The 12,161-nt window shown below is 37.7% G+C and carries 8 protein-coding genes; all 8 read right to left on the reverse strand.

From position 1 onward, the window contains the following. Positions 1-520 precede the first annotated feature (520 nt). Positions 521-2,248 carry a methyl-accepting chemotaxis protein gene (locus KQI69_RS05360; RefSeq protein ID WP_216564318.1) on the reverse strand — a complete coding sequence of 576 codons (1,728 nt, stop codon included), beginning with the start codon at positions 2,246-2,248 and terminating at the stop codon, positions 521-523. Positions 2,249-2,569: 321 nt separating this feature from the next. After that, complete coding sequence (locus tag KQI69_RS05365; protein ID WP_216564319.1) at positions 2,570-3,469, reverse strand: DegV family protein; 900 nt, start codon at positions 3,467-3,469, stop codon at positions 2,570-2,572. A 132-nt stretch (positions 3,470-3,601) separates the two neighbouring features. Further along, on the reverse strand, positions 3,602-7,015 hold the full coding sequence (locus tag KQI69_RS05370) for a hypothetical protein (protein ID WP_216564320.1): 3,414 nt from the start codon (positions 7,013-7,015) through the stop codon (positions 3,602-3,604). Between the two features lie 30 nt (positions 7,016-7,045). Continuing rightward, positions 7,046-7,855, reverse strand: a complete 810-nt coding sequence (locus KQI69_RS05375) for a Cof-type HAD-IIB family hydrolase (RefSeq protein WP_216564321.1) — start codon at positions 7,853-7,855, stop codon at positions 7,046-7,048. Between the two features lie 315 nt (positions 7,856-8,170). After that, positions 8,171-8,950 carry a tryptophan synthase subunit alpha gene (trpA, locus tag KQI69_RS05380; protein ID WP_216564322.1) on the reverse strand — a complete coding sequence of 260 codons (780 nt, stop codon included), beginning with the start codon at positions 8,948-8,950 and terminating at the stop codon, positions 8,171-8,173. After that, entirely contained in the window at positions 8,943-10,127 is a 1,185-nt protein-coding gene (gene trpB, locus KQI69_RS05385) for a tryptophan synthase subunit beta (protein WP_216564323.1), read from the reverse strand. The genes trpA and trpB overlap by 8 nt, the downstream gene beginning before the upstream one ends. 140 nt (positions 10,128-10,267) lie before the next feature. Continuing rightward, positions 10,268-11,062 carry an indole-3-glycerol phosphate synthase TrpC gene (trpC, locus tag KQI69_RS05390; protein WP_253289012.1) on the reverse strand — a complete coding sequence of 265 codons (795 nt, stop codon included), beginning with the start codon at positions 11,060-11,062 and terminating at the stop codon, positions 10,268-10,270. Positions 11,063-11,076: 14 nt separating this feature from the next. Beyond that, positions 11,077-12,084 (reverse strand): anthranilate phosphoribosyltransferase, encoded by a 1,008-nt coding sequence (gene trpD, locus KQI69_RS05395; RefSeq protein WP_216564325.1) that lies wholly within the window; start codon positions 12,082-12,084, stop codon positions 11,077-11,079. Positions 12,085-12,161: the final 77 nt, after the last annotated feature.

A 12,161-nucleotide genomic window follows, 5' to 3' on the forward strand; every position in this document is an offset into this window, starting at 1 on the left:
ATACCTCCCAAGCAACAGATTTTATATTTAATCTGTCTACTTTAGAGGTATCATATCAGCTTTCCTACATGAACATTTATTTTATATTACATAATTTATAGACATGGCTGAAAGTTCTAATCACCATACACAACAATCGTGCACAATAATCTTTTCATGTGACAGCCATGCCACCTGTTCACGATATAAAACACTGTTGTTAATACTTCGTCCAAAACTGTCATTACCGTCCATGAAAACTCACCTCCATATACTTTTTCCAAAATCCTAACACAATATAACACCATAAAAGTTATTTTTCAACCCTTTTTATCCCCAAAAATAATTTTTTACATTTATTTTACAAAAAGTAAACAACTATACTCATTTCACAAAAAACAGGACTAATGCTCCGCATGAAAGATATAAATAAATATACTGCTTATTTATACCTAAACGAATCACAAGTCCTGTTTCTATATCTCAATCTTTTGTACTTATGTATTTTATCCTCTGTTTTTATATATTACAATTTCTCTTATTATTTAAGAATAAATTTGCTTATAAGTCCCTTCAAAGTATCTGCCTGTGCTGAAAGCTCCTCGCTTGTTGCTGATGTTTCCTCAGCCGCTGCTGAATTTGACTGAACAACTTCTGATATCTGATTTACTCCTATCTCAGCCTGTTCCATAGCTTCCGCCTGTTTCTTTGAATCCTCACTAAGCTGTTTTGATGTTTCTGCTATACTCTCGATACCATCGATGACAACCTTAAGTGCCTGTCCTACATTTTCACTTGCAGTATTACCTTCATCGATTTCTTTTAAAGCACCTTCGATAAGTTCACGCGTACTAACTGCTGATGCAGCACTCTGCTCTGCAAGTTTTCTAATCTCATCAGCAACAACCGCAAATCCCTTTCCTGCTTCACCGGCTCTTGCAGCTTCAATAGATGCATTAAGTGAAAGAAGGTTTGTCTGTGATGCAATATCTTCAATCTGTGCTGTGATATTCTCAATCTGTTTTGATGTATCCGTGATATGTTTCATTGCAACAGTAAGCTCTTTCATCTGCTGGCGTCCTTCATCTGCCTGTCTTGCATATTCTTTTGCCTGCTGATGTGACTCATCAAGGTCTTTTGAGTTCTGCTCTGCACTTGATGTAATATTTGCAATAGTAGATGTAAGTTCTTCAATAGCTCCTGCCTGCTCTGTAGCACCTTCTGCGAGTGCCTGTGCTGACTGTGCAAGATTGTCTGAACCTGCTGAAACTTGTACTGATGCATCATCAACATTCTGAAGTGTAATAATCATCTGATCACGAAGATCCATCATTGATACAAGGATATCATTGAATGTTCCCTGATAAAGTTCCCTGCATCCTGATGTTATCATAAAGTTTCCTTTAGACATACTTCCAAGAAGATATCCAATGTCCTTTATTATCTTCTTTAAGTCCTCTGACATGCCCTCTGAATCTCTTAACATATCATTAAATTCATCTTCGTAGTCACTCTTAGGGAATGGAGACTCAAAGTCACCCTCTGTAAGTTTAGTAAGACGTTCTGATGTAGCACGAAGGATAACCTGAATACCCTCTGCAAATTTTTCACCTTTTCTTGTTGACTGAATTCTTGCAAGTACCATAACAGCGATAACAACAACTACTGAAAGTATCTCCAACATGTTAAGCATATTTTTGGTGCTGTTTCCCTTTGAAACGGAATAATCCAGAATAGCCCCCATTTTCTCATAAATCTGGTTATATTTTGGTGTGAGTTCATTAATCTCACGAGTCTGGGCATCTGCTGAAAGTTTTGTATCGGTAGTAGCACCAGCTTCAATAATAGAATCTGACAATGTCCAATAATCATCTACAAGGTCTGCTGCTGCATTGTAAAGTTCTCTTGCTTTACTTGTATTTATCTTGCCTTCAACATCCTTAAAATATGTAGTAAACTTTTCTTTCTTCTGTTTGTACTGTTCCTGTTGGTCCTTGATATCATCTTCATCCTGATATCCGATAGTTGCTCTTACAGCACTCTGAGAACCCGAAAGTACTGCTATTGCTTTTCCTACATCTCCCTGTACAAAGCCATAATACTTCAATGCACTGCCGTACTGTGTTCCTACTATCAATAATGCAATAATAGCAACTACTGCGGCGATACTTGTAATGTTAGTAGCGTAAGCCACATTTTTCTTCAAGCGGTATTTTACACTCTGCTTTTCCTTAATGTTACTTTTGTTCTGACTGTTTTTCTCTTCCATAAATAGTCACTCCTTTTGTATATTGCTTATTTACATTTTAATAACAATTTAAATCACAGCTCACGCTCAGTTATAAATAATTATCTTTTGAACTTTTGAATCTTAGATCAATATGAAATATTATACTAAACATAAATCCGCCTTAAATCGTACCAACAAAAAGCCGTAGCTTAAGTTGTTTCTTTAACACTTAAGCAACAGCTTCTTCGCATATTTTTATTATACTACAATTATGATAAATATCAATCCTGCTAATCTCCCGAAAACAATAAATTTACGGCAAATTAAAATATACTATATTTGATAAACCATCTGCATCAACTATTTCAGAATTTTTCTTATAAGCCCTGCACCGATCGCATAAGGTCCCGTATGGACACATATTGTCGCTCCGATATGTGCAATACCTGTTTCTTCTTTAAGTCCAATGCCACGCATAACCTCATCAAATTCTTTTTTATATTCAAGACCTTCTTCTCTGTCATATCCGTATCCCACTGTATAAACATAATCATTAGGATCTTCGCCGTTTTGTGCAAAATAATTTTTAAATAACTCAAATGTCTTGGCTATAGATTTTTTGCGGCTTCTGGCTATTCCCGATGCATCTATCGAACCGTCTTTAAGAGTGATTATCGGTTTCAGATTAAGAGCACTCGATGCAACACTTGCCACTTTTCCTATCCTTCCGCCATGCTTAAGATAATCGGTATTTCCCACTGTAAAGAATATCCTTCCTGTGGCAAGATACTCTGCTGATGTAAGTTTTTCTACCGCTTCCTCATATGTCGCTCCAGACTGCTTTAATTTAGCTGCTTCTATCACAAAAAGTCCCTGAAGTACAGTCGCACCAAGCGAATTTATGACTGTTATCTTCGCATCAGGATATTCCTCACAGACAATCTCCTTTGCATTGCATGCTGAATTGTATGAACCGCTCAGTGATGTAGTGATACATACGCAGATAACAGCCCTTCCCTCTTTTGCATGTGCAGTAAATGCATCAACATAATTCTGTACTGAAGGAAGCGATGTTTTAGGATACTGCTTAGGAAAATCCACCATTTTCTTATAAACATCATCTATCGCTATCTCTTCTACTTCTTTTTGATAATTTTCCTCATCAAATGATATATAAAACGGTACTACTTCTATGTCATATTTTTCTCTTAAACTCTGCTCAAGGTCACAAGAGCTGTCGCTGATTATCTGATAATCCATGGCAAATCCTCCATATTCCGGTTTGTTTAACAATATCTAATGATAATCAACTTTGTGCTGATTTCCATTACATGTAGTTTTCATTACTACATTTTACCATATTCATGACGATTGTCAACTGATTACCCTTTTTTATCCATCAAATCTACTGCCACATTTAGGGCATACATTTCCATCCGTAAACACATGGCCACAGCGGTAACAGCACTTAATCTTATGGTCATTTTTTGACATATATTCAATACTCCTTGATTCAGGTTTCATTTTAAGATAACCGATAAACGAATCAAGCACATCTGCCATATTCTTCTCATCATTTCTGCCAAGTGTACAAGGTATCTTCACACCGCCCTTTGACGAGTGCTGCACCACAAGTCCCTTCTTTTCTGAAGATACCCCATCTATACTTTTTACATCTATCGAGCCTGATTTTATAAGTCCCTTATAGAATATATGGTCAGGCGTGATTATAAAACCTTCCTTTCCACTGCCAAACACCGAAGAATCACATATAACTATCGGATATTCATATTTCCCCGTCGCATACGCATATGTACTTACGGCAACTTTGACAAAAGATGTTTCTTTATCAGTATTATCTAAGTCTCTCATTTTTCTTATATCATAAAAATGTATCTTTGACATATCAGATATCTTTCCCTCAAGGTCACGCTCCAGTTTTCTTACAAGAAGTTCACATTCCTCTGTCTTTAATGTCGTAAGTTTTTTATCAATAAGCTGCAGCATATTGGATTTGAGTTCAGGCAGAAAAACTCCTTTCTCAATCTCCTCTAATGCTTTTATACCCTCGTCAAATGTTATCTCATCAGGGTCAGGACATATTCCTCTAAGTTTTGCCTCATCCATCGCATAAACTCGTTTTTTAAGACTGTCAACAAATCTGTCAGAATTTCGTTTTTCATATTCACCGTTCTTTATCCTCTCCATCATCTCAAGCAGTTCGTCTCTGTTGTCACGGTCAACACCGCTCACAAGTTTGTTTAGTTCATCAAATTCAACTTTATCGCGTTTTGCATCAACAATCTTTATATACGGTTCAACATCTATCTGTGTATAAGTCCTAAGTTTTTCTTTTGTTCTCTTATATCTCTCAAAGTTAATGTTTCCCGGAAGATGTGAGAGAAGATATTCTATTTCTTTTTTTGCTGCCGCCTTGCACAGTTTTGTCAGAACATCAATATAATGAATTTTCTCCTGTTCATCACCTTCTGATGCTTCTATCTTTTTTATATTCTCAACTATATCCGAATATTTTGCTGTCCTGCTCTCATCAGTTATCTTGTCAAAAAATGAAACTTGTACGCCTTCCGGTGCGGTACTGTCTTTCTGTGATATCTTTGTATCAGCCGTATCACTTTTATTGTTTTTTTCTACAATATCTTCTTTTTTATGTCTTGTATTCTTCTTTTCATTTGTATGTCTTTCTTCTATTATAATTGCATTTGGCGTTCTAGCCTCGTCACCTGCCGCCACTTCCTCTTTCACAGAATCTCCTCTAACGGCAGTATTTTCCTTTGCTTCTGTAATATTATCATTTTCAATATTTCTATCGTTTAAAATCTCATCTCCTAAATTTTGAACATTTTCAGAAATATCATCTGTGACATCAAAATTCCCCGTATTTTGAACCTTATCTTCAACCACACCATATTTATCTGTTAATGTTTCAACTTTATTATCATTTTTAACTGTATCTGATCTTACATCTTTAGAAATATTTTCTCTAGAAATATTTTCTGTAGAAATATTTTCTTTATCATCACCCTTTTTAAATCTATTAAAAAATGAACCTTTTTTACCGGCCTGCTCTTTATCTGACAATCCGTTTTTTTTAGACTTATCCTTTCCTTTTCCAAAAATAGATTGTCTTTTTTCGGCTTTCGTATTATCCTGTTCATCATTTACAGAATAATCTTTCTGTTCCGGTATGCTTCCACCGTCTGACTGTATTTCTGATTTCTGCATATTTTTAGTATCTTCCGCCATTTCACTCTCATATGCCACATTATCAGCAATTTTTGTACTATCATCTACTTCATCATCCTGTGCCCTCTCATCACTTGTTCTTCCAAATTCCCCAAACTTTTTAGTCCTCATCTTCTCACGATATTCAAGTTCCTGTTCTATTATCGCAAGAAATCTCTCTTTTTCATAATCAGAAAAGAAACCGTCATCCATCTGTGCAAGTATCTGCTCAAGTTCTTCATCCGTAAGAAGCTCCATCTTCCTGCAACGCTCACTAAGTCTTTTTCCAACTGAGGAAACATTTTTCCCATAATCAGCCTCATACATGTTAAAATTGCAGTTTCCTGTTTTCCCGCCTTTCCTTCCCAAAAGCTGCACATAATCTCTTGCTGCATATTCGTCATTGTCAAAATCAAGAACATACGCTTCACCTTCTCTTAAAAGTTTTCCCGGTTTTGCCGTATAGAACTTCTTACAATTATCACATGTATATGCCCTTGTTATATAAACACGCCCCTCATCCGTATCTATAACATTTTCTCTTCCCTGCGGATATACGACCATATGAAGATGCTCGCCACAGTCAGGGCACTCGTATGGAACCATATAAAAATTGTTTCCAATCCTGTGTGAATTTGCACTTTTCTGGTCAACTTCCTCGCGTTTAAAATCAAAGCGGCCAACACTCCATTTCATATTGTGCCAAAGCCCTGCACCTGACTTTTCTTCCTCGCTGTTTTTAATTTTATCATCTGCATATTTAATATCTGAATCTGTTGAATCTTTTACTGTGTTATCATTTTCTTCACCAGCTTTTCCATATGTTGTGTTATTAACACCTCCTGCATTAAGGTTTCTTCCACTAAAGACAACTTTCTTTCTGACACGGTCTGCCTGTGCTGCTTTATCATTTTTTGATTCCTCACCTTTTGCGGCTGCATGGTCTGTGCTTCCACCAACCGTTTTTTCAGACAGATTTCCTTTATTTTCCACATTGGTCTCAGATGTTTTTTTGCTTTCATTTTGCATTTTTTCTTCTTTTTTCACATCCTGTTTCTTTTGTTTCAGATTTTGTTCTGCAATCTTTATCTCCTGCTGTTTTACAATATATGCGATACATTTTTCCATCGCATCCTCAAAAGTTATCTGAATACCGTTTATAAAAAATTTCAGACTTGTCTTTGTAAAATATGTCTCAACATCAATTTCCTTGAAAATCTGCGAAAAAAGTGCGGCAAGTACCATATAATCCTGCTCAACATTAAGCCCCTTTATCGCCCCCCACTTGCCAAACGGATAGAGAAGCATATTTATAATATTGGTAATAAGTTTATTATTTCCCATCTCAAAAGCATTTGCAGAGTCAAATGTCAATTCTTCAATATCAGAATAAACCCGCCTTGTTGCAAGTTCAAAGTACATTGAACGCACTCTTCCCACAAGTATCATAGTATTCTTTCTTATTATAATATCACCATTCCACTCCACGCGCTGCTTCATTGATAGTATTATCCTCTGATAAACCTTAATAATCTCATTGTTCGCTTTTATATAAACCATGCTCTCCCTCTTTTCTCTGTAGTTATAATTTTAATTGTATTTGTATCGTTCAAGTTCCTTCGCAAGTCCGTCATCATCATTACTAAACTCAGTAATTATATCGGCAACTGCCTTTACATCATCAGTTCCGTTGCACATACATACCCCGATACCACATTCATCGACCATCTCAAGATCATTTGTCGTGTCACCAAATGCGATAACATTGGAAATATCATAACCATACTTCTCACAGTAATATTTTATTCCATATACTTTTGATAACTTTGGATGGACAAATTCAAACATATCTTCCTGAGATTTAAAAGCACGATATTTTTCTGACTTATTCTCCTCATAAAATGCTTCAACCTCCGCCATTTTTTCAGGTGATGTGCTTAACACAAGTTTACTCTGAGGTGTCGTAACTTCTTCTCTCATATCACACAGATGAACTCCTAAGTGATTGTTTCTTGCCGCCCTCTCGATAGTTGAATCAGTTCTTGCCGCATAGCAGTCCTCACCCTGATAAACATAAGGATTTAAGTTAAATTGCCTGTACTTTTCAATTATCTCAAATATCGTCTGCACATCAAGTTTATAAAATCCCTTTTCCTCTCCATCTGAAACATCATAAAGTTCAGCCCCGTTTGAAGCAACCATAAACTGTATGATATCTGAAATACCAAGATTCTCAACCGTCCTTTTAACCCCAAGTATCGGACGCCCAGATGCAATACCTATCCTCATTCCCTTTTCTTTCTGTTTTCTCAGAACATTTTTCGTATATTCGCTCACTTCCTTATTGTCATTCAGAAGTGTACCATCCATATCCATAACTATTACATGTAAATCAGACATTTTATTACTCCATTCTCTATTTTTTGCCCACTGACAGACAGTTCAAATCTTATTGGCGGTGTTTTGCGTATAAGCCAGCAGATAACAATTGACCAAACTGAAGTCTAAAGATGCTTCTTGCCTTTAGGTCAAGAGGGTTAGTGAATCGTAAATACTTAACATGCACCACTGTCTGCTTTTGCTCTCTGCATCATATTTTATATAATAACATACAACGAAAAAAACTGACAGACCATTGTAGCCGCCTGTCAGTTTTTGATTTCACTTTGTTGTCTGGAATTGCCGTACCCTACCTTTCAAACATCATCACTCTTTCTAATTCTTTTGTGCAAGTCCGCCTGTCATCTCTTTTACATAATCGTAAATATGCTTTCCTGCATCTTCGCCGTATTTTGCAACTATCTTTATGATAGCACTTCCGACTATCGCTCCGTCTGCGATTTTTGTATATTTATTTACCTGTTCAGGTGTGTTTATTCCAAAGCCGACTGCTGCCGGTGTGTCAGTCACTTCTTTTATCGACTTTACGATACTTTCAATATCTGTCTTTATCTCACTTCTGACACCTGTTACACCCATTGATGATACTACATAGATAAAGCCTTTTGCTTCTTTTGCTATCATCTGGATACGCTTTTCTGAGGTAGGTGCTATCATTGAGATAAGATACATTCCATATTTTTCTGCTATCGGTGCAAGTTCGTCTTTCTCCTCATATGGAATATCGGGTATTATAAGTCCGTCTATCCCTACCTCCTGACATTTCGCACAAAATCTCTCATAACCATACTTGTAAAGTGAATTTGCATATCCCATAAATACAAGAGGTATATCCGTTTTTTTGCGGAGTGAGCTTACCATATCAAAAATCTTGTCTGTAGTACATCCGCCTGAAAGCGACCTGATATTTGCATCCTGTATAACAGGACCTTCTGCTATCGGATCAGAAAACGGTATTCCTATCTCGACAAGTGCAGCCCCCGCCTTTTCCATCTCAAGGATAAATTCCTCAGTCTTTTCAAGATTTGGATCTCCTGCCGTTATAAATGGTATAAATACTTTTTTATCTTCAAATGCCTTACTTATTCTATTCATGTAAATCAATCCCCCTGTATCTTGCTATTGCTGCCACATCTTTGTCTCCTCGTCCTGAAAGACAGCAGATGATTATCTGGTCTTTATCCATCTTAGGAGCTATCTTCATAACATGTGCTACTGCGTGTGAACTCTCGATAGCTGCGATTATTCCCTCTTCTTTTGCAATATACTCAAATGCATTTACAGCTTCCTCATCTGTTACTGGAACATACTCTGCCCTGCCTATATCCTTAAGATATGCGTGTTCAGGTCCTACTCCCGGATAATCGAGTCCGGCTGAGATTGAATATACAGGTGCTATCTGACCATATTCATCCTGACAGAAATAAGATTTCATACCGTGGAAGATTCCCTCTGTGCCCGTTGCCATTGTTGCTGCTGTCTTGTCAGTATCAACTCCAAGTCCTGCCGCCTCGCAGCCGATAAGTTTTACATCCTTATCATTGATAAACTCATAGAACATTCCCATAGAATTGCTTCCGCCGCCGACACAAGCCATTACTACATCGGGAAGCCTGCCTTCTTTTTCAAGTATCTGTGCTCTCGCTTCACGACTTATGACACTCTGGAAATCTCTTACTATAGTAGGGAACGGATGTGGTCCCATAACTGAACCGAGTACATAGAGTGTATCATCAACTCTGTTAGTCCACTCTCTCATACACTCATTTACCGCATCCTTAAGTGTCATCGTACCTGTTTCAACAGGATGTACCTTAGCACCGAGAAGCTCCATACGATATACATTGAGAGCCTGACGAATCGTATCTTCCTTACCCATGTATATCTCACATTCAAGGTCAAGAAGCGCTGCTGCCGTAGCTGTTGCAACACCATGCTGGCCTGCTCCTGTCTCTGCGATGATCCTTGTCTTTCCCATCTTCTTTGCGAGAAGTGCCTGACCGAGTACATTATTTATCTTGTGAGAACCTGTATGGTTTAAATCCTCTCTCTTAAAATAAATCTTTGCTCCGCCTAAATCCCTCGTCATCTTCTCTGCATAATAAAGAAGTGACGGTCTACCCGCATATTCTTTGAGAAGTGTATCGAGTTCTTTATTAAACTGCTCATCTTTCTTGTAAAATTCATATGCTTCTTCAAGTTTCTGTATCTCGTTCATAAGTGTTTCAGGTATGTACTGCCCGCCATGAACACCAAATCTTCCCTTGCTCATTCTATTATCCTCCATAATTTGACCGTATCTTCCAGTCATATTTTTATCATAGCCGCAATCATAAAACAATTTTACGAATTGCCGCATCTATACATATTTTGCAATTCTGCAAACATTTCAGATTTTCTTTTCAGTTTTTCTCAAATCTGTCCTGCCTTAATAAGCGATTTCAAAGTTTCAATACGGCTCTCACCAGCACACATCATAGTCTCACCTATAAGCACACCATCAACTTTTCCCTCTGCAAGCTCTCTTATCTCTTTCTCGCCTTTTATTCCACTCTCAGAAACAAAAGTGATATTGTCTGGCACAAGATTTCTAAGTCTGAGACTGTTGTTTATATCAACTGTAAAATTTCTTAAATCCCTGTTGTTTACACCGATAAGCCTTGCTCCTGCTTTAACCGCTCTTTTAACTTCTTCTTCGTCATGCGTTTCAACAAGAGCACTAAGTCCAAGTTTGTCTGCTGTCTGCATATATTTTTTAAGGCTTTCATCATCAAGTATCGCACATATGAGAAGCACCGCATCAGCTCCGATAACCTTTGCTTCATATATCATATACTCGTCAACGGTAAAATCCTTTCTTATTATAGGAATATCTACTGCAGCTCTTATCTCTTTTAAATATTCGTTGCTTCCCATAAACCAATACGGCTCGGTAAGCACTGATATAGCGCTCGCACCGCCCTTTTCATATTCCTTTGCTATCTCTACATAAGGAAAATCTTTGGCTATAAGTCCTTTAGACGGTGAAGCCTTTTTCGCTTCACATATAAATGAAAGACTTCCCTCTTTAATCACATTCTCAAAAGGAAAACCAGTGTGAGCGTTAAGACTCTCGGCTTTTTGTTTCATCTCTTCAAGAGAAACTTTGTTTTTCGCTTCGGCTACACGCTCCCTTGTCTTTGCCGCAATTTCTTCTAATATATTCAATGTTTTCTCCATTTCTATTTGTTACTGTCTGCTATAAACTGCTCAAGTTTAGCCTTAGCTTTTCCGCTTGTTATCATCTCTCTTGCTTTCTCAATTCCCTGTTCAATAGTAATTCCGTCTGTTGCGATATAAATAGCTGCTCCTGCATTGAGTAATACCGCATCCATCTTTGGTCCCTCAACTCCGTCAAGAATTTCTCTTGCTATCTGTGCATTTGTAGCAGGTTCTCCACCGACAAGGTCCTCTTTTTTGCAGCGTGTAAATCCAAACTGCTCCGGTGTTATCTCGTAACTCTTAAACTCACCATCTCTGTACTCACAAACCTTTGTAGGTGCTGAAAGCGAAATCTCATCGAGACAATCCATTCCATAAACAACCATAAGTTTCTTAAGTCCGAGATTTTTAAGTACATGAGCAAGCGGCTCTACAAGTTTCTCGTCATATACACCCATAAGCTGCATATTTGCTCTTGCCGGATTTGAGAGTGGTCCGAGTACATTAAACATTGTGCGTATTCCCATCTCTTTTCTGACTGCACCTACAAAACGCATTGCAGGATGATATTTCTGTGCAAAAAGGAAACATATTCCATCCTCTTTCAAAAGTTTTTCGCTCTGCTCCGGCTCAATATCAATCTTAACTCCGAGTGCTTCAAGACAGTCAGCAGTTCCGCACTTGCTAGATGCCGCCCTGTTTCCATGCTTTGCAACATGAACGCCTGCGGCTGCGGCTACGATTGCCGAGAGTGTAGATATATTAAATGAATTTGCCTTATCTCCACCCGTTCCGACAATCTCAAGAGCATCACCGTCATTGTTAAAAGGTGTGCATTTTGATGACATAACCTTTGCTGCCGCTGTTATCTCATCGATAGTTTCACCTTTTATTGAAAGAGCAGTAAGAAATGATGCTTTCTGTGCGTCAGTTGCTTCCCCCGTCATAATTTCTTCCATTACCTGCGTCATAACCTCATCAGTAAGGTCTTCGCCGTTCACAAGTGTGTTTATTGCTTCTTTTATCATAATAAAAAACCTCCGTTCCAAGTCAAGCGGATATTCGCAATCCGCTTTGCTACTTGCTCATAACACTATTAGCTGCT

Origin of the sequence: Eubacterium sp. MSJ-13 (assembly GCF_018918235.1) — a bacterium.
Classification (GTDB): domain Bacteria; phylum Bacillota; class Clostridia; order Lachnospirales; family Lachnospiraceae; genus Butyribacter.

Excerpts from the sequence above, each read along its gene's own strand:
- KQI69_RS05360 (WP_216564318.1), bottom strand. The coding sequence starts at position 2,248 with ATGGAAGAGAAAAACAGTCAGAACAAAAGTAACATTAAGGAAAAGCAG.
- KQI69_RS05365 (WP_216564319.1), bottom strand. The coding sequence starts at position 3,469 with ATGGATTATCAGATAATCAGCGACAGCTCTTGTGACCTTGAGCAGAGT.
- KQI69_RS05370 (WP_216564320.1), bottom strand. The coding sequence starts at position 7,015 with ATGGTTTATATAAAAGCGAACAATGAGATTATTAAGGTTTATCAGAGG.
- KQI69_RS05375 (WP_216564321.1), bottom strand. The coding sequence starts at position 7,855 with ATGTCTGATTTACATGTAATAGTTATGGATATGGATGGTACACTTCTG.
- trpA (WP_216564322.1), bottom strand. The coding sequence starts at position 8,950 with ATGAATAGAATAAGTAAGGCATTTGAAGATAAAAAAGTATTTATACCA.
- trpB (WP_216564323.1), bottom strand. The coding sequence starts at position 10,127 with ATGAGCAAGGGAAGATTTGGTGTTCATGGCGGGCAGTACATACCTGAA.
- trpD (WP_216564325.1), bottom strand. The coding sequence starts at position 12,084 with ATGATAAAAGAAGCAATAAACACACTTGTGAACGGCGAAGACCTTACT.